This window comes from Winogradskyella marina (assembly GCF_015645385.1).
In the GTDB taxonomy this organism is placed as follows: domain Bacteria; phylum Bacteroidota; class Bacteroidia; order Flavobacteriales; family Flavobacteriaceae; genus Winogradskyella; species Winogradskyella marina.
In genome coordinates this window covers 102,874-124,103 of record NZ_JADOET010000003.1, presented here as the reverse complement: position 1 = coordinate 124,103, position 21,230 = coordinate 102,874, and the positions used below count along the sequence as shown (strand labels likewise).

Sequence of the window (21,230 nt, the reverse complement as noted above, 5' to 3'; positions counted from 1 at the left end):
GAAATGAGAGATTAGAATTAAGAGGTTAGACAGCTATAGTTTTCCCATAAACCCAATTGTCATTCTTTGAAATTCGTTGTTTTTATTGTTTAATTGTTCGAATTGTATTTCAGTAATATATTTAGCATGTAAAGCCGCTATTAATTGTGTTCCTAGCTCAAATGAAGAGCCTAATGAATAATCCAAAAAAGTGCTAAAAGCTTTATCGGTTCGTGCAGAACCTTCAGCGATATTAGAGGGCATTGATACTGCACATCCCGTTAATTGAGAAGTTAGCCTAAAATCTTCTTTTTGCGGAAATGTTGAAGTTAAATCATAAACATCTTTCATAATCTCTGTGCCTAATTGCCAAATTTTTAAATTTCGATGATTATGTCGCTTTCTAATACTCATGCTTCAGCTCTAATTTCTAACATCTCATCTCTAATTTCTTTTTACGAAAGAAACTCAAACACCCCACAAGCCCCTTGACCTGTACCAACACACATGGTTACTGCACCATATTTACCTTTCATATCGCGCTTACGCATTTCGTCAAACAATTGAACTGATAGTTTTGCTCCTGTACATCCTAATGGGTGACCTAATGCAATGGCACCACCATTGACGTTTATAATATCTGGATTTAAATCTAATTCTCTGATGACTGCTAAGGATTGGGAAGCAAAGGCTTCATTCAATTCAATAAGTGATAAATCATCTTGTTTTAAACCGGCTTGTTTTAATGCTTTCGGAATGGCTTTAACTGGGCCAATTCCCATAATACGAGGTTCAACTCCTGCTGCTGCATAGTTCACCATTCTGGCAATTGGCTCTAAACCTAATTCCTTTACCATGTCTTCGCTCATGACCATAACAAAAGCAGCACCATCACTCATTTGAGAAGAGTTACCGGCTGTTACACTACCTCCTGCTGCAAATACAGCTCGAAGTTTTGCTAAGGCTTCTTTACTTGTGCCTTTTCTTGGGCCTTCGTCTTTAGTAACTGTATATGATTTTGTTGCTTTTTTTCCATTGGCATCTATATAAGTCTGTTCTATTTCTATAGGTACAATTTGATCCTGAAAACGATCTTCAGCTTGTGCTTTTAATGCTTTCATATGAGAATTATAGGCGAATTCATCTTGGTCTTCACGAGACACGTTGAATTTTTGAGCTACGGCTTCAGCCGTGTTTCCCATGCCCCAATAATAATCTTCGTGCCCTGCTTTTACAATGGCATCGTAATTTAATTCGGGTTTAAAACCTGTCATTGGTACAGCACTCATGCTTTCTGCACCACCAGCGATGATACAATCTGCCATTCCTGCTTGAATTTTTGCTGTTGCCATTCCAATTGTTTCAACTCCCGAAGAGCAAAAACGGTTGACGGTTACGCCTGGCACATCAACAACATCTAACCCCATTAAAGAGATTAAACGCGCCATATTTAAACCTTGCGAACCTTCTGGCATAGCGTTACCAACAATGACGTCGTCGATGCGTTTTGGATCTAAATTAGGCAGTTCCTTCATCATGTATTTGATGGTTTCTGCTGCAAGTTCGTCTGTTCTTTTAAATCTGAACACGCCCTTAGGTGCTTTACCAACGGCTGTTCTGTATGCTTTTACGATGTAAGCTTGTTTGCTCATAATAGTATTAAGATTTTTAGAATTAAGTATTAAGACTTATTAAGCGTTCTCTGTAAAGCGTAACTCATTTTAGTTACTTGTACAACTTCATTTATAATTGGTCTTACTTTTTCTTCCGTAATTAAGTTTAATCTTTTAGATAAATATAATTGTGTTAATAATTCATAAGAAGAACCATTCGCAATTCCTAAAAACTGTTTGAATTCTCCATTTGTATTTCGTCCTGCACCTTCAGCAATATTTGAAGGAATTGAAACTGCACTTCGTCTTAGTTGTGATGTTAATCCGTATTTTTCTTCTTTTGGAAAACTATCGGTTGCCCGATAACAATTTTCTGTAATGTCCATTGCCTTTTGCCATATTTTTAACTCTTCGAATCTGTGCATGGTAATTGATATTAAGATTGTAAGTATTTTGTTTTTCAGAATTTAATATCAAGATTCTAAACATTTTTATAGATTGGTTGAACTTATCTATAGTTTCAGTCTTAATACTTAATACTGATTACTTAGTACTTTTTTAATTTCTCAACGGTTTCCCCTTAGTCAACATATGCTGAATTCGTTCCAAAGTCTTACGTTCTGTACATAAACTTAAGAAAGCTTCACGCTCTATATCTAATAAATATTGCTCACTTACTTTTGTTGGCTCAGATAAATCTCCACCAGCCATTACATAGCCTAGTTTATTAGCAATCTTACGATCGTGTTCACTAATGTAATTGGATGCTTCCATGGAGTCTGTTCCAACCATAAACATACTAAGTGCTTGTTTACCTAAAACTAAAACATCATCGCGTTTTACAGGTTGTGTATAACCCATATCTGCCATTAATTTAGCGTGTTGTTTGGCAACTGCTATTTGGCGGTCTTTATTTACAACGACAACATCTTTGCCTTGTTGAAGCAATCCTAAATCGAAAGCTTCATAAGCAGATGTTGACACTTTTGCCATTCCAATCGTTAAGAAATATTCTTGTAATACATTTAACTGAACATCGCCTTTTTTAAAGGTATCTGATGCTCTTAAGGCCATTTCTTTAGAGCCGCCACCACCAGGAATAACTCCAACACCAAACTCTACAAGTCCCATGTAAGTTTCGGCTGCTGCAACTACTTTATCGGCGTGTAATGATAATTCGCAACCACCACCTAGAGCCATGCCGTGAGGTGCAGATATCGTTGGGATGGACGAGTATCGCATGCGCATCATGGTATCTTGGAAATATTTAATAGCCATGTTTAGCTCGTCATATTCTTGTTCTGCAGCCATCATAAAAATCATGCCAATGTTGGCGCCAACTGAGAAGTTTGCGGCTTGATTCCCGACTACCAATCCGGCGAAATCTTTTTCCGCTAAATCAATGGCTTTATTTAAGCCTGCAAGTACATCGCCTCCAATGGTATTCATTTTAGATTGGAACTCTACGTTAAGTATACCATCACCCAAATCTTCAATGACAACACCAGAATTTTTAAATACTTCGTTGGTTTTTCTGATATTATCTAAGATGATAAATGCATCTTGACCCGGAATTTTTTCTTGTGATTTCTTAGGAATGTCATAAGCGTAAGATGCTCCATCTTTAACGGTGTAGAAAGAAGAATTTCCGGAAGCTATCATTTCATTTACCCAAGCGTTAGGCTCTAAACCTTCAGCTTTCATCATCTCGATTCCTTTTTCTACTCCAATAGCATCCCAAATTTGGAAAGGACCATGTTCCCATCCAAAACCAGCTTTCATGGCATCATCGATTTTGTATAAATCATCGGTGATTTCAGGAATTCGGTTAGAAACGTAAGCGAATAAGGCTGAAAAACTCTTTCTGTAAAATTCGCCTGCTTTGTCTTTTCCTTTTACTAATATTTTGAAGCGGTCAACAACTTTATCAACTGTTTTTGTAAGTTCTAATGTAGCAAATTTTGCACGTTTCTTTTCGCGATAGTCTAAAGTGTTGAGGTCTAAAGATAAAATTTCGGTTTTACCTTTATCATCTTTAGTTTTTTTATAAAACCCTTGCCCTGTTTTACTACCTAACCATTTATTCTCCATCATGGTATTGATGAAATCAGGTAATTCAAACAATTCTATACGTTCGTCTTTTGGACAGTTTTCTCTGATACCGTTAGCTACGTGAACCAAAGTGTCTAAGCCGACAACATCAACAGTTCTAAACGTGGCAGATTTTGGACGACCAATTACAGGACCTGATAATTTATCAACTTCTTCAATAGTGAGATCTAAATCTTTAACCGTGTGAAATAAACTTTGAATGCTAAATATCCCAATTCTATTGCCTATAAAAGCAGGTGTATCTTTAGCGATTACAGACGTTTTTCCTAAGAATTTTTCGCCATAATCATTTAAAAAATCTAATACAGCCTGATCTGTTTTTGGACCAGGAATAATTTCGAATAATTTTAAGTATCGTGCAGGATTAAAAAAGTGAGTCCCACAGAAATGTTTCTGGAAATCTTCACTTCGTCCTTCACTCATAAACTTAATAGGAATACCTGACGTATTAGAAGTTATTAAGGTTCCTGGCTTACGGTGTTTTTCTAGCTTTTCGAAAACTTGTTGTTTAATATCTAGTCGTTCTACAACAACTTCCATAATCCAATCTACGTCAGCAACTTTTGCAATATCGTCTTCTATGTTTCCTGTAGTAATACGATTTGCAAATTTTTGACTATAAATAGGTGAGGGCTTAGATTTTAACGAGGCTGTTAAAGCATCGTTTACTAATCTATTTCGCACAACTTTATCTTCTAAAGTTAAACCTTTAGCTTTCTCTTTGTCGTTTAATTCTCGTGGTACAATGTCTAACAATAAAACATCAACACCAATATTGGCGAAATGACAAGCGATACCGCTTCCCATAATTCCAGATCCAATAATTGCTATTTTTTTAATTCTTCGTTTACTCATCTTATTTTAAAATGTGTTCGTTTTTATTATATATCTGTTTGTTAGAAATCATATTATTAATGATTTCGGCAACCTTATAGAAATTTGACAGTTCTTCTGGTGAGACGTTGTTTTTTATAGTATCATTAAAAGTGAGCACTTTTTCTTTTGATAATTCTCTTTTCTCTCGACCAAAATCCGTTAAGAAAATAAGTACACCACGTCCATCTTCAGGATTTGGTTTACGTACTATTAAACCTTTTGTTTCCATGGTTTTTAAGGTTCTGGAAAGACTTGTGGCTTCCATTCCCATTTTTGGACCTAAGGACGTTGAAGGTGTTCCTTTCTCAGGATCAATACTTAACAATGCAAACCCAGTTGCCATAGTTGTTCCAAAAGCGGAGGCTTCTTCGTTGTACATTTTGTTGACTGCCAACCATGTGGTTCTTAAGACATAGTCAATGGTTTTATCTTTCATGGATTGTATTTGAAAACCAAAGATAGTAAAAAAATACTATGCACGCATAGTATTTTTGAAAATTTATTTCATTATGTTAAAAATAAATCTTCTAATCTGAATATTACGCTGTTTAAGAGGGTAAATTTTGTGAATATATCAATATATTGACTGGTCGTACTATTAGTAGCACTAATTGTTTCATCTATAAAAAAACAAATTAGAGATTGTTTTAAAAAAAAACAGCCGCAATTATTATTTGCGGCTGTTTCTTTTATTAAGATCGTTAAATAAATGACTTATAATTATACGCGATAGATTTTGTCATAAAGATCTTGATAAATATCCTTAATTATGGAGCGTTTCATTTTCATGGTAGGGGTAAGGTGTCCACCTTCAATTGACCAAGCATCTGGCGTAAGTTCAAAACGTTTTATTTGTTCCCATTTTCCAAAGTGTTTATTATACTTGTCTACTTCTTGCTGGATACGGTTAATCACAATTTCTGAGTTAGCTATCTCAACATCAGTTTTGCCTACGTTATTTTGCTTCAGGTCAATCCAATCACGAATAAAATCAAAATTTGGTTGAATTAAAGCTGCTGGCATTTTTTCGCCTTCACCTACAACCATAATCTGCTCTATAAACAACGATTGTTTCATATCATTTTCTAAGAGCGGCGGAATGACATATTTTCCACCAGAGGTTTTAAACATTTCCTTTTTTCGACCTGTGATTCTTAAAAAACCATCGGCATCAACTTCTCCTTTATCTCCTGTGTGAAAGTAGTCTCCTGTCATTACTTCAGCTGTTTTGTCAGGATCTTTATAATAACCCATCATTACATTTGGGCCTTTTATTAAGACTTCACCATCATCAGCAATTTTTACGTCTACGTTGTCTATTACTTTTCCGACAGTACCAACTTTATACATGTTATCTCTATATAAACCTACAGAAATCACAGGTGATGTTTCTGTTAAGCCGTAACCTTCCATAACTCTCATTTTTGCTGCTCCAAAAATTCGAGCAAGTCGCGGTTGAAGCGCTGCACTTCCCGAAACCATTGTTCCTAATTCTCCACCAAGTGCTTCTCTCCATTTACTAAAAATAAGTTTATCCGCGATTTTTAGTTGAAATTCGTACCATGCTCCATTTGCACCGTAAGGTTCCCAACGTTCTCCTAAACTTACTGCCCAATAGAATAATGACCTTTTTATGCCAGAAAGATCATCACCTTTCAGCATAATTTTATCAAAAACTTTTTCGAGTAGTCGCGGAACAACACTCATTAAGTTTGGTTTAATTTCTTTGGCATTTTCACCAATTTTATCAATGCCTTCTGCAAAATAAATGGAAGTTCCTGCATATTGATACACATAGATTAACAAGCGTTCAAAAATGTGACAAATTGGTAAAAAGCTTAAAACACGCGTTTCTCCTTCTTTTAATGGCACTCTAGGTGAACTATCTAAAGCATTACTTGTTATATTCCAGTGAGAAAGCATAACACCTTTAGGTTTTCCTGTTGTACCAGACGTATAAATTATAGTTGCTAAATCGGTTGACTTTACAGCATCTTTTCTTAATTCTACTTCAGGTTGATTGCTGTGGTCTTCTCCGAGTTCTAACAATTCGGAATAGTGTTTACAGCCTTCAATATGATCAAAAGAATACACTTCTTTTATTTTGGTATTCGCTTGTACTTTTCGAACTTTTTCTAGGACTACTTCATCGGAAACAAAGCAATACGTAGATTCACTATGATTTAATACATACTCGTAATCTTCAGCACTAATAGTTGGGTATATCGGTATATTTTGTGCACCGAGCTGAAGAATTCCAATATCCATGATATTCCACTCTGTTCTATTTGTAGTTGAAATAACTGCAATTTTATCATTCTTCTGAACACCTAATCGCAATAAAGCTCTGCTCATTGCATTGGATTTATCTATGTATTCTTGCGTTGAAGTCGGTTCCCACTTTCCATTGTATTTGGTAACTAGCGCATTAGACGTTGGTTTGTGTTTTAATTGGTAGTAGGGGAAATCAAAAAGTCGTGTTACTTCTGTCATATTTATGGACGCTTATTTAGTAAGTGATTACGAAAATATAAAAATTAAAGTTAAAAATTATATAATTAATATCGTAGGTGATAATAAATTAGGAATTATTTATTGAATCAAGAAAATGGTAACGTACTAGCATGCGTTTAACTATTAGTTTGATAACAGTATCGTTTTATTATTAAAAAGATATTTATACGGTTAACCAGAAGGTTGAACCAATTGTTTAAAGCAATAATCTCTACATAAATGAAAACAATTTACACGTTAAAGACTGCCATTTTTGTTTGGAATATTAAACTAAGTTTAGTTAATCACACCATCATAAATACAAAAAGGTCAAGATAAAATTACCTTGACCTTTTTAATTATTGAATTAATATTACAATTTACTAATCCTTTTAGTTGTATTTCCTATTGCTGAAGAAAATTTAATCAAATAGCTGCCTGATGATAGATTATCTATATTGATATAATTTTCAATGTGGTTAATATCCATCACTTTTCTACCTATAGCATCATAAATTTCAATTTTCTCAAGATTGATGTCATCTGGAATTTCAAGATTAAGTCTGCCATCTCTATTTGGATTTGGATACAGTTTAATGCCATCTAATTTCGTGGCTTCATCTATACTCAATGATGGTTCTACAGTAACTTGCGCCACACAGGAATCTAAATTGTTGTTTTCGTCTTCTACTGTTAAAGTAACATCGTAAACTCCTGTTGCCGTAAATGTATCTTCCGAAAGACTAAATGTTAAGTCTTCAACTTCTGCACAGTTGTCAGTAGTTCCATTATCTAAATCTTCTGGAAGTATAGTTACTGAACCAGTCGTTTCATCTAACGCCACAGTTATATGCTGACACGCTATTGTTGGAAGTTCAGTATCTGTTACAATTACGCGTTGTTGTTGTGTAGTTTGATTGCCATTACCATCGTCGTAAACCCAAGTTACCATATAGTCGCCAGGTTGCGTATAGGCTGTCGCATCAGTTGTTGTTGCAGTAATAGTACCACTACAGTCGTCTGTAGCACTAGGCGCATTAAGTGTAACGCTACATGCTGCCTCAGCAACTGGAAGTACGCTTAAATCTGGAGTTGGCGCTGAATTAGCATTAAATACTGTGATTACAAAGCTTTTTTCATCAACACCTCCTTTATCGTCGGCAACATTTAAGATGACTTGGTGTTTACCAATTTGATCAGCGGTTGGAGTCCAGTTTATGGTGTTTCCTGCTAAAGTCATACCCTCTGGATGCGTTGGCATTGTTAATTCTAAAATATCTCCAGTATCAGGATCTGAATAGTTAACCGTAAATGTATATGGACTACAAGGATCTGTTACAGGAGCTAAGCTTTCAGTTTCTAACTTTGGAATGTTGTTAACATCTGGGCTTATAAATTCAAATTCTATAATATTAGATAAATTGGATTCTGTATATGAACCATCTAATTCTTCACGCATTGCAGTTACACCAAATTTATACGAACGTCCTGGTGCAATATCTTTAAAATCGAAAGCGGTTACATCACCAACACCTTGGCTACTACTGTAACGTGTTACCAATTCTTCATCGATATACATGACGTAGTGATCAGCATCATTTACAGGGTTCCAAGCAAGTTTAAAAACATTATCTTCTAAGGCACCAATTAATGTTGGTGTATCTACAGGGGATTCGTTTATAACAGTAAATGTGGTTGTTGCATATGCATATTCTGCTGGGTTAGATTCATCTTCAATCTTTGCATAAACAAAGTAGGTACCACTAATTAAATTAGACGCATTAAAGGTATATTGGTTTGTAGTATCGTTTTCAGATATACCACCTACAATTTGCTTACCATTAGCACCTTTACCATCAATATCGTAATAGAGTGCTATAACTGCATCGCTATCTAAATCTTGATCGTTCCAAGTAATGGTTACATCTTTAGTGCTATTGTCATAGTTTACGCTTGTAATTTCTATTTCTGGTGCAAATCCAGCACCAAATAAATCGATTTCATAAGGTCCAGCTCCTTCAACATTAATTTCGTATTCACCAATTTGAGTGTCTTTTAGTGTATAAAACACTCTAAAGTTTTCGTTACTTTCGGTATATAAAGCATCATTGGTTTCTGCAGATATAGGTGTAATTACAGTGCCATCGGGTAAGGTTAATGTGGCATCTGGATATGCATTATCACCTTCTATTCGCACAATAACGTTGCTGTAGTTTTGTGACAAGTTAAATGGTATTTGAGAGTTACTATCGCGAGAAGCAACTACTAAACTGCCACCTTCTAATTCATTTATTGCTTTTGCATTTTCATCATTTTCGATATAGAATTCCGAAAAGTTGTTTTCTGCAGATCTCCCACTGTCGCCAAAAGGAATTATTCCAAACTTTCCGCCTACTTTAACATCACCACCAAACTCAACTCCTATATCTAGAGTTAACACATCTGCAATGGTTGTACTTGCTTTAAATCTATCGTTGTTGATTTTTGCTTTAAGTTCTGCAATAGTATATGGTAAATAGCCATTTACGGCTTCACATATCGCGCAATCTGCAGCAGGTATTTCAGGGATGGTAAGCGACATATCCGCCATAGCTTCTGCAAAAAGACCAGACGTTCTGTTTTCTACAAGTAAGGAAACATCACCTCTAAATACACCGTATAAATTAACATAAGCTTCTGCTGTTAATCCTAAATTGTTTACTAAGATACTTCCTCCACCTACAGTTTGATTAAGGACCAATATAGTACCACTAGCCTCTAATGATGTACCAAAGGTATATGCCAATTGCATATTATCTAATTTAAGAATGTCTATAGGTGCTATAGGCTTTAAATCTACACCTAAACCGATTGACAATGGAGGTACTTGAATACCATTAATAAATCCATTACCACCAGAAAGTTCCCATCCTGTGTTTGCTAAAGGAATGCCTGGACTGATTTCTACTTCTAAAGAAACCGAATCCAAACCACCATTAATGATCTGTACGCCTCCAGCAATAGAAGTTGTTTTACCTAATAATGAAAGCTTTATGGCTGCATTCCCTCCAAATGAGTTTTCGAACGTATTGAAGTTAACTCCTGCTTCTTGAAGCTCAAAAGTATTAAGAACCTTTACGGCTGGGTTTCCACTTATACTTGAAGAGCCTTCAATATTCACTCCAGATTCAACAATTCGCAATCGATCTATGGTAACGTTTACATCGGGACCAAAAATATCAGCAGGTAGATCTAATGACCCACCAACCTCAATACCAGGATCATCACCTGTGATGAGTTCAAACTTTGAAAATTCTATAGGAATGTCTACCAAATTTAAAAATGTATTTACACCTGTTAAACCAGAATCGATGGCTGCATTTATATACGGAGTACCATCTTCTGATTGTTCTACTTTAAAAGTAATATCTCCTTCCATTAAATCGACTTCTGCTCCGCCATATTCGCCTACAGGTGTTATATTTGTGGTGTAAACTTTACATTGGCAACTTACATTGTTAGAGCCTAAATTTATAGTTACATCTCCACCAAATTCCATTTTTCCCGCGTGTACATTTCCGCTTAGAATGTATTTTCCGTCTCCCAAATCTATTTTCGTATCTGCTTCAAAAGTTAATCCGTTGACCACGATTTCATCAGGTTCTTTAGCTTCACCAGTTGCATTTACAATTACAAATTGACTTTGTACATTAGTATCGAAACCAAAATAACCTTCTACAGTACCTAAGTCACTAGGGTTAAATAAAATTTCAAAATCCATAGTGTTTCCAACACCCAAGGTAATATTGGTTAAACTACCTTGGTCTTTAAACATATAAGTACCGTCTCCATAGGTGTTATTTATAATAAGGTCGGTTGTTCCAGTGTTTTTTATGGTAACGATTTTTGAGTTAGATCTTCCTATACTTGTGAGCGGGAACGTGATAGGTTGTGCTTCTATTGTTGTTAATGCAGGTAATAATGCACCACCAGATGCTTTAATTATTGCAGAATACTCAAAACCACCTTCGTTAGCGTTATTTAAAACTGGTCCGGTTTTTAATGCAATTTCACCATATGCAGAGGTTGTAGAAGGTGAATATGCAATTATAATATCATTGCTATCTCCAGGGTCTAAAGTAAAAGGAAAGTTATTGTATGAATTCCATTCTGTCGGTAGCTCAGATTGATTTGGTATTGTGAACGTTCCTCCAGCTTGATATAAAGCTGCATGCTCACCATATACCACCATAGTTGCCTCACCAGTATTGGTTATAGTATATGGTGTATATGAGGTTTCTCCAATGCCAGCATCTGTCATTTGTTTAACGTTTTCGCCTTCAAAATAGGCGAGATCTAAAACGTTGTAAGACCACAACAAAGGATCACCCGTTATGGCTCCAGAAACGGTATTTGTAGTAAGTTCTAACTGTACATTCTTATAGCCTGTAGATATTGGGTTGGCGACAATTTGTAAGGTTCTAGTTTGTCCTTGAGCAATATAATATGGCAGCGTGATATCCAAAGTGAAATCGGGTTCGTCATCGGCATCAATTCCCACTTCTACAAGTTCAAAATCCGAGATCTCTAAAGTACCTACACCATTATTTGTTATTGTAAATGCTCTTGTAATACTTTCACCTATCCTTATATTCTCTGGAAATTCTTCATTTTTGTCAACATGGGCACTAGGTGCAATAGCTGTACCACTTAAAAATATACCTATGTCGCCATCATTAGTAGCTAGGTTTAATCTCCCCGTATAACCTCCAATATTTGATGGATTAAATTTTACAGGAATAATGTAAGATTCACTGGGTGGTACAGTTACTGGTAGGGTAAGGGGTGATGATAATTCAAACTGAATGGGGCCAAATGAACCAGGACTGTTTACAATGTTAGCATCGTTAAGTATTAAATCGCCAGTGCCGTTGTTTTGAATTGAAAGTATCTCGGTACGACCATTACTATACAATGCGGTGTTTAAGAAAAACATTTGAGTTCTACTTAACTGAATTTCTGGAGTAACACCAATACCCATTAAGTTAATGCCAATTGAAGCTTTATCGTCATTGCTTTCTACGATCAATGGAGCATAAACATTTCCTGTTTGTTGTGGATTGCATTGTACCTGAAAACTGCTTTCACCTCCAGCTGCAATGGTTAATGGTGTCGTAATGCCACTCACTGTAAAGTCTGAACTAGGCAAAACAATATTTTGTATCTCCACAGCATCTGTACCAAATTCGTTAGAGAGTGTTACGGTTAATGGAGTAGTAGACGAGCCCACCAAAACTTCTGGGAATTCTAATTCTGCAGGACTTACCCTTAATTTGGAATTGGTAATATTTGCCAAAAGATTAATACTATGTGGACTGCTATCGACATTACTAGTAAAATTTATTTGTGCTGTTTTGCCACCAGCTGTATCGCTTGAAAATTCAACGTTATAATCTACAGAACCACCAGCAGGTATGGTTTGTGGGCTACTATCAGTAATAGAAAAAACATCAGCATTTGTACCACTGATTTCTAAAGAAGAAATTTGGGTCGCTAGTGTGCCAGGGTTTTGAATTTCTAAGGTGTATGTTTCAGATTCTCCTTTACGCACATTCCCTGCATTAATATCAGTTGGAAATGAAATTTCTGACTGCACGCCTACACCTTCAATAGTAGGACTTATTACTGAACTTGTATGGTTTCTAGCGGCATAACGCATATACACACGTCTGAAACTTAAATCATTTGGAGTAAACTCGATATCAACGGTAAGTGATTGGCCTTGAGCTAAAATTACTGGAAATGTCGGTGGATTTATTAACGAAAAATCTGCCGTTGCATCTGCGCCAATATGATAAGTATCGAAATAAACATTGTCTATAAAAAGTTCACCTTCACCGTTATTGGTAATGGAATTGCTTCCGGATACGGTTTGTCCAATCTCAACATTGCCAAAGTCAGTGTCTGTTTCTACTGGGTTACTTGGGAATACATTTCCTGTAACATTTATAGCTGTCTCATATTCAAAATAGTTGTTGCTAGTTATGGTAAGGGTTGTTGACCTATTGAATACGCTTCCGGTAGAGCCACCGTCTAATGGTAAAGGTGAAAAAGTTATAGGAATTGTATAGGTGTTGCCAGGAGTTATGGTTAATGGCGTACTGGGTTGAGTATATGTAAATGTAGTATCGGATGAGTTATCGAGATTAAAGTTGTCGATTACCAAATCTTCGTTTCCGCTATTGCTTAAAATCAAATCTTGCGTTGTATTAGTATTAACATGTATGGTGTTAAAGTCTAAGTTAGAGGCTGTTAATTCTGGGTATGAAGCTGGTATAACTGTGGCCGTAATTGGTATTTGATAGATTTGTGTGCCGTCTGTTTCATCTACCTCTACATTTAATGTTGCGGTATATGTACCTTCATTTATAGGGTTTATGCCAACACCTAGATTTCCAAAACCTACATTATCATCATAATAATAATTGCCACTAACAAATATGCCTGCTGTGTCATTGGTAATAAAAACATTAGATATGTAATTTGCATTGGGTTCAGCTACTGGATCAGAATCTGAAATATCGACAAAAGCTTCAAACATTTGACCAACCTCTATATTACCCATGTCTATTGGGTTGGGGTTGAAGGTGAGGGCTTGTGCATTAAGGTCTTGATTGCTTGCCAATAATAGAAAAGCTGTAAAACATAGCATTACCAAATGTATAATGGGATTTTTTTCGCGACAATAGATGCCATATAATCTGGATGACCAACATTCTGGGAGCGTAAATTTTTTCATAATAGGTTAGATTTAAATTTGGTTGCAAGTTAGTAGACCGATGTATCTAAACATATACGTAGGTCTACGTAGCTACTGATTAAACTTATAAAATTTTGTAATTGGTCGTTAAAATATGTCTTTTGGCCGGTGTTCTGTGGTATGAATGCGAACATAATCGGCTAATAGTCTTCACATAGTAAAACAGATGTTAGATTGGATTTAGAAGATTTGTACTTAGAGTAACTTACGCCTAATAACGACTTTACTGTCTTTGAGAAATGTGAATGATCATAGTAATAATTAAGTATTGTAACATCTGCCTCGCTTTTAATTGTAATTTCCAATTCTAATAAAGTGTAATAGAGTTTTGCAAGGTTTAGATAAACTTTCGGTGTAATACCAATGATAGATTTAAACTGTTTCTGAATATATCGCGCGCTGCAAGAATAACGCTGTGTGAGTTCCTTTATACTTATTTTGCCTTTACAGGCGTGAATATATAATACAATATTGTCTAGTATGGTTTTATGTATGGTTTTAAAATTGAGTTGAGATAATATTGAATTAAAAAGCTGTATACGCAAATAAAGGTCTGAATTGGAATTAAACAATTGTTTGGACCATCTGGAATGTTTTGATGAAATGAGATGGTTTAAATTGTAGATGCGTTTTTGTTCATTATTAATTATATATCCAGCATATGTAGGAATACATTTTGCAACAATAACCGTTGTTGGCTTATGGCAATCAATAGACACAACTTTTTGCGTAGGCTTAAAACACGCTATGGTGTCTTTAGTGATGTTTTTTGAATTTATTGAAACTTTATTTTTGGCAATACAAAGTATATATGAATACCCATTAGGCACTATAATATGACTGTCTACGTGAGGTTTCAGATCAATGCTATAGATGTCTAGGAGCCAATGGTTAAATGGAAGTTTGTGTCTAACCAGCATAATACGTTTCTTTCTTATAAAAGTATATTGCTAGATTAGAATCTAAAATACGTAGGTCTACGTAGTGAAGAGTTCTTGGTGTTTCTGAACCCAGATGACAAGAGCATTCTGGCTTTTGTCTAATTTGAGTTTTGAGATAATATTACTGCGATGCTTCTCTACTGTTCGTTTCGAAATAAATAAAGTTTCAGCAATTTCAGAACTACTTAGATTAGAGGCCAAGTATTTCAATATTTTTAGTTCTGTTTTTGTTAAGGATGAAATATCTGTATTTCCAGATTTTAAATATACTTTGTCCTCTAGTGCTGGGCTCACAAAGTTTTCATCATTCAATACTTTTTTTAAACAGGTTTCTAGTTCACTTAAAGCAGATTCCTTTAAAATATAAGCATCAATTAATTTTCCAATTTCTTTAATAATGCTTTCTTGTTTGTGTAAAGTGAGGATAATAATTTTAGTAGAGCTGTTTTTTGACTTTAAGGTTTTTGCGACCTCAAGACCATCAATAATTGGCATGTCATAGTCTAAAATGGCAACATCTGGTTGTAGTTTTATAATCTTGTTATAAGCATCATTACCGTCATTTGCTGTGGCGATTACATTATACCAGTTTTTTTCTAAAAAAAGTTTATTGCCTTCTAATAGTAAAGGGTGGTCATCTGCTATAATTACGGTAGGCTTCATTTTTTAGGAACTTTAATAATTACAGTGGTGCCTTTGCCTTTGGTTGATGAGATACTTAACTGTGCATTAATAATTTTGGCGCGTTCTTTTAAAGTTTGCATCCCTAAACTATTTAGCTGATCGATACCTTCGGTAAGGTCAAATCCAACACCATTATCTTTTACTTCAAAAGTAACGGCATCAGCAACTTCTTCAATATTTAATTGACATGCTTTGGCCTCTGAGTGTTTTTCTACATTATTAAGACATTCTTGTATCATTCTGTATACAAAAATGGTTTGTTCTATAGGAATTTCATCTTTTAACTCATCGATATCTTCTGAATAGAAAATGTTTGAATTGTTTTGTAGTTTTTCAATAAGATATTTTAAGGATTTTATAAGTCCTAATTTTTCAAACTGAAAAGGGTGTAGATCTTGGGAAATGGTGCGTACTTCATGTATGGCATTATCTACTAAAGACGTATTTGAATTTTCAATATCATCATTAAGCACTATTTTGTTTCTTATTAATAACAAGCTTTGCCCAATGCTATCATGTAATTCACTAGATATGCGACTGCGTTCGCGTTCAATATTTCGTAATAAATCTTGTGCAAATACTTTTTGAAGTTGTTCTTTTTTCTTTAAAAACTGTTTTGAACGATAAAGATAAACGATACTGAAAAGGCCTAGCAAACCTAAGGATCCAAATATTAGCCACTGATTTTTAACCCTGTTTTTAGAATCGAGTAATAAAATATCAGATTCCTGGGCTTTAATCATGGCATCTCTTTTCTCAGTCTCATAAAGTGTTTGGTAATAGCTTAAAGCTTTAGTTTTTTGTATGTTATAAATGGAATCTTCTATGTGTTTCGCATTTTTATAATGAAAGAAAGCTTTGCTATCGTTACCTAAGGAATCATAAACTTGAGAGAGAAAACGTTCAGCATGTTCAATATTATTTACATTGTTACTGTTGTTTACAATTGTTAAATAGGTTGTACCAAGTTGCAATGCCTGGTTATAGTTCTTATCTGCTAATTCAATTTGTTGTTTAGATTTAATATAGCTCGACTCATATACACCTTGGGTATAATTTTTATCTGAATTTTCTATTTTCTTTAAGTAAAATTTCGCTCTATCAAGACTGTCTGTATTTACATAAGCCAAAATAAGAGGGTTTACTATTCTGGGATATAAATCATCTGCAAATCTTGATTGTTTAGAAGCTGCTAATGCAGTTTGTAGGCTTTTTATCTGCTTTTCATAATCTTTTGTTTTACGAAAATCGGCAGCTGCATTTACTTCTAAAGTTGCAATTTGTCCAATGCTATTGGTTTTTTTAGCTAAGACCAAAGCTTCATTACGTTCTGTGTTTGCTTCTTCTAAAAACCCATTCTTGCTATAGACTATTCCTAAAGAATTTTTAGCTCCAATAATGTTGAATGTGTCTTTAACGTTTTCAAAAATTTTAACAGCATTGATTAGCGTTTTAGAAGCTTCAACAAATTGGCCTTCGTCATTGTAGGCATAGCCTTTGTATAAAATTGCAAAAGCCTTAATACGTTGATTGTTGTCTTTGTCAGCATAAAAAATAGCTTTATCGTAATGTTCTATAGATTTGTCAACTTTACCTATATAATAATAGCTATCTCCAGAATCAATATATAAACTTGCTTTATTACGAAGCGATATATGCGTTTCTAAGATGGGAAAATATTTATTAAATAAACTGACGCCTTCTTTTGGGTTGCCTACAAAATTATTATTATAATTAATAAGATTTGCAGTGTGATATGCAGCCAAATTAAAGGAGTCTAGCTGTATGGAGAAGTCAATAGTTTCTCTTGCAATAGAGTCGTATTTAAACCCTTTGGTATCTCTAATTAAAGTTAAAAGACTATCCATCCATTTAAGTTGGATGGTTTTCTTAGATTGATTTATGTTTTGTTTTATTGCATTAACAGCTTCAATATTGACATCTTGTTTTTGGCCATGTACTAATTGAAGTGAAACAATGATAAAAATACCACAAATAATGTTATTTAATTTTAGGGCTTTAGCCACCATAAGGAAATAAGTTGGTTGTGGTTTTAAAATTAAGAATTTTTTTCAATCCATAATCTTGCATTCACAAATGCTTCTAACCAAGGAGCTACGTCGTCTTTTCTACCTTCCGGATAATATGCCCAATTCCATTGAAAAATAGAACGCTCTATATGAGGCATTGTAGCTAAATGTCTTCCGGTTTTATCACAAAGCATTGCCGTATTAAAATCAGAACCATTTGGATTTGCAGGATAGTCTGCATAACCATATTTGGCAACAATATTATATTTGTCTTCTGCATATGGAAGGTTAAATTTTCCTTCTCCATGTGAAATCCAAACCCCTAAAGTGCTTCCGGCTAAACTAGATAGCATCACCGAATTATTTTCTTGAATCTTAACAGATGTAAAGCCACTTTCGTGTTTTTTTGAATCGTTATAAGTTAATTTACCGTGTGTCTCGTGTTCAGGGTTTACTAAATCGAGTTCCATCCAAAGTTGTGCACCATTACATATACCAACAGAAAGCGTGTCTTCTCTTATAAAGAAATCGCTAATAACTTTATTTGCTTTTTCGTTGTATTTAATGGCTCCAGCCCAACCTTTTGCAGAACCCAAAACATCCGAATTACTAAAACCACCAACAGCACCTAAAAACTGAATATCTTCTAAGGTTTCTCTACCAGAAATTAAATCGGTCATATGCACATCTTTAACATCAAAACCAGCTAAATACATAGCATTAGCCATTTCTCGTTCTGAGTTTGATCCTTTTTCACGCAGAATTGCTGCTTTTGGGCGAGATTTCTCAGCTTCGCTCGAAATGACAGGTAGTTTTCCTGAAAAATGCGTTGGAAATTTAAAATCTAAAGCCTGATTTTTATAATTATCAAATCTATCCTTTGCTAAACCATTCGCGGTTTGCTTTTGATCGAGTAGGTAAGAGGTCTTAAACCACATGTCTCTTAATCTCGAAACTGTCATGGTAAAAACTTCATTTCCGTTTATGATTCCTAAAACATCACTTTCAGTAACGTTTCCTAATTTATGGAAATCAATGTTAGCGTTAGATAATTCTGTTTCAATGGTGTCATCTTCAGATTGAAAAACAAGACCTGCATTTTCGGCAAATAACACTTTAAATGCATCTTTTTCGTTGAGGCTTGTAATATCTAATTCGGCTCCCAAATTAGTATCGGCAAAACACATTTCTAATAAGGTTGTAATCAATCCACCTGAAGCGACATCGTGTCCTGCAACGATTTTATTGTCTTTTATTAAATTTTGAATCGTATTGAAAACAGTTTTAACATAAGCTGCACTTTTTACACTAGGTGTTGTATTTCCTATTTTATTGTTGATTTGCGCAAAAGAACTTCCACCCAATTCATAAGAATCTTGAGATACGTTGATATAATAAATAGATCCTTTTCCTTTTTGGAACACAGGTTCTACGACATTAGAAATATCATTACAATTTCCGGCAGCAGAAATTATCACGGTTCCAGGTGAAATCACATCACCATCAGGATATTTCTGTTTCATGGATAAGGAATCCTTTCCCGTTGGTACGTTAATACCTAAATCGATTGAGAATTCTGAAATGGCTTTAACCGCTTCATATAGGCGAGCATCTTCACCTTCGTTTTTACACGGCCACATCCAGTTTGCAGATAATGATACACTCTGTAAACCGTCTTTTAAAGGCGCCCAAATGATATTCGTTAAAGCTTCTGCAATCGAATTACGGCTACCAGCTATTGGGTTAATTAATCCAGAAATAGGAGAGTGGCCTATACTTGTGGCAATACCTTCTTTGCCTTTAAAATCAAGTGCCATTACACCAACATTATTTAAAGGGATTTGCAAAGGGCCAACACATTGTTGTTTGGCGACTTTACCACCAACACAACGATCCACTTTATTAGTCAACCAATCTTTACAAGCTACAGCTTCGAGTTGTACTACTTGATCTATATAATCGTAAAATTTAGAGGTGTCGTATGAAATGCCGTTGTAATTTTTTTCAACGGTAACATCATTCATGATGGTTTTTGGAGAACTACCAAACATATCTTCTAAGGCTAAATCCATTGGTTTTTCTCCAGTAGTTTTAGACTCAAAAGTAAAACGGTGTTTTCCGGTAACTTCTCCGACATCATAAATTGGAGAACGTTCGCGATCTGCAATTTTATGTAAAGTTTCTAAATGTTTATCTCCAATAACTAATCCCATACGCTCTTGAGATTCGTTACCAATAATTTCTTTAGAAGATAAGGTTGGATCACCTACAGGTAATTTATCTAAATCGATTTTTCCACCTGTATCTTCAACCAATTCAGATAAACAGTTGAGGTGTCCACCAGCTCCATGATCGTGAATAGAAACGATATGATTTTCATCGCTTTCTACCATACCTCGAACAGCATTTGCAGCACGTTTTTGCATTTCAGGGTTAGAACGTTGCACAGCATTTAGTTCAATTCCTGAAGCTAAAGCACCAGTGTCAGCTGAGGAAACCGCAGCTCCTCCCATACCAATTCTATAATTATCTCCACCTAGAATGACTATTTTATCGCCTTCTTGAGGTGTGTCTTTTAATGCTTGTTCTGCTTTTCCATAACCAATACCACCAGCTTGCATAATCACTTTATCGTAACCAATCTTACCATTTTGATCTTGATGTTCAAAAGTTAAAACAGATCCACAGATTAACGGTTGTCCAAATTTGTTTCCAAAATCAGAAGCTCCATTACTGGCTTTTATTAAAATATCCATTGGAGTTTGGTACAGCCATTTGCGTTCAGGAAATGCTTTTTCCCATGGTCGCTCTTCTTCTAATCGAGAGTAGGAGGTCATGTAAACCGCTGTTCCTGCTAATGGTAAAGAACCTTTTCCGCCAGCTAATCTATCTCTAATTTCTCCACCAGAACCTGTTGCAGCTCCATTAAAAGGTTCTACAGTTGTTGGAAAGTTGTGTGTCTCTGCTTTTAATGAAATTACAGACTCGTAATTTTTAGTCGTATAATAATCTGGAACATCTGCACGAGTAGGAGCAAATTGTTCTACAACAGGGCCTTTTATGAACGCGACATTGTCCTTGTATGCAGAAACAATATCGTTAGGATTTTGCTTCGATGTTTCTTTAATCAATTTGAAAAGCGACGTTTCTTTTTCTTCACCATCTATTACAAATGTGCCGTTGAATATTTTGTGTCTACAGTGTTCTGAATTCACTTGTGAAAATCCAAAGACTTCAGAATCCGTTAAAGGTCGTCCTATTTTTTTAGACACACCTTCAAGATATGCTACTTCTTCGTCACTTAATGATAAGCCTTCTTGCTGGTTATACTCTGAAATGTTTTCAATATTAAGAATGGCTTCAGGTTGAATATCGATAGTAAAGATCTCTTGATGTAAACGTTGATATTTTTCAGAAATCATAGGGTCGAAATCTTTGAAGTCTTCAGTTATTGAAGAAAACTCTTCAATTCTTAGAATGCCTTCTATTCCCATGTTTTGGGTTATTTCAACAGCATTTGTACTCCAAGGTGTAATCATTGCTGCTCTTGGTCCAACAAAAAAAGCATCGATTGATGCTTGTTCTATTTTTGGTTGGTCGCCAAATAACCATGTCAATTTAGAAATGGTTGCTGTTGATAATTCTTTTGTTGCTTGAACAGCAAATACCTTACTGTTTTGGTTTCCGAAGAAATGAATCATTT

11 protein-coding genes are annotated in these 21,230 nt (G+C 35.0%); all 11 read right to left on the bottom strand.

Features of this window, described 5'->3' with window-relative positions:
* Positions 1–33: 33 nt before the first annotated feature.
* Entirely contained in the window at positions 34–393 is a 360-nt protein-coding gene (locus ITJ86_RS05585; RefSeq protein WP_195870635.1) for a four helix bundle protein, read from the bottom strand.
* 41 nt (positions 394–434) lie between these two features.
* Positions 435–1,631 carry an acetyl-CoA C-acyltransferase gene (locus ITJ86_RS05580; RefSeq protein WP_195870634.1) on the bottom strand — a complete coding sequence of 399 codons (1,197 nt, stop codon included), beginning with the start codon at positions 1,629–1,631 and terminating at the stop codon, positions 435–437.
* A 29-nt stretch (positions 1,632–1,660) separates the two neighbouring features.
* Positions 1,661–2,017: a four helix bundle protein gene (locus ITJ86_RS05575; RefSeq protein ID WP_195870633.1), complete on the bottom strand. Its 357-nt coding sequence runs from the start codon at positions 2,015–2,017 to the stop codon at positions 1,661–1,663.
* Positions 2,018–2,150: 133 nt separating this feature from the next.
* On the bottom strand, positions 2,151–4,559 hold the full coding sequence (locus ITJ86_RS05570; protein WP_195870632.1) for a 3-hydroxyacyl-CoA dehydrogenase/enoyl-CoA hydratase family protein: 2,409 nt from the start codon (positions 4,557–4,559) through the stop codon (positions 2,151–2,153).
* A gap of 1 nt (position 4,560) precedes the next feature.
* The gene (locus ITJ86_RS05565) at positions 4,561–5,016 is read right to left on the bottom strand and encodes a MarR family winged helix-turn-helix transcriptional regulator (protein ID WP_195870631.1); all 456 of its coding nucleotides are present in this window, start codon (positions 5,014–5,016) and stop codon (positions 4,561–4,563) included.
* Positions 5,017–5,300: 284 nt separating this feature from the next.
* Positions 5,301–7,073, bottom strand: coding sequence for an AMP-dependent synthetase/ligase (locus tag ITJ86_RS05560; RefSeq protein WP_195870630.1), 1,773 nt, complete (start codon positions 7,071–7,073; stop codon positions 5,301–5,303).
* A 373-nt stretch (positions 7,074–7,446) separates the two neighbouring features.
* Complete coding sequence (locus tag ITJ86_RS05555) at positions 7,447–13,851, bottom strand: choice-of-anchor D domain-containing protein (RefSeq protein WP_195870629.1); 6,405 nt, start codon at positions 13,849–13,851, stop codon at positions 7,447–7,449.
* Positions 13,852–14,012: 161 nt separating this feature from the next.
* Entirely contained in the window at positions 14,013–14,792 is a 780-nt protein-coding gene (locus tag ITJ86_RS05550) for a helix-turn-helix transcriptional regulator (protein WP_195870628.1), read from the bottom strand.
* A gap of 57 nt (positions 14,793–14,849) precedes the next feature.
* Positions 14,850–15,476: a response regulator transcription factor gene (locus tag ITJ86_RS05545; protein ID WP_195870627.1), complete on the bottom strand. Its 627-nt coding sequence runs from the start codon at positions 15,474–15,476 to the stop codon at positions 14,850–14,852.
* A complete protein-coding gene (locus tag ITJ86_RS05540) occupies positions 15,473–17,527 on the bottom strand; it encodes a tetratricopeptide repeat-containing sensor histidine kinase (protein ID WP_195870626.1) in 2,055 nt (684 codons plus the stop codon). Before ITJ86_RS05540 ends, ITJ86_RS05545 begins: the two co-directional genes overlap by 4 nt.
* Positions 17,528–17,556: 29 nt before the next feature.
* A complete protein-coding gene (gene purL / locus ITJ86_RS05535; protein ID WP_195870625.1) occupies positions 17,557–21,228 on the bottom strand; it encodes a phosphoribosylformylglycinamidine synthase in 3,672 nt (1,223 codons plus the stop codon).
* Positions 21,229–21,230: the final 2 nt, after the last annotated feature.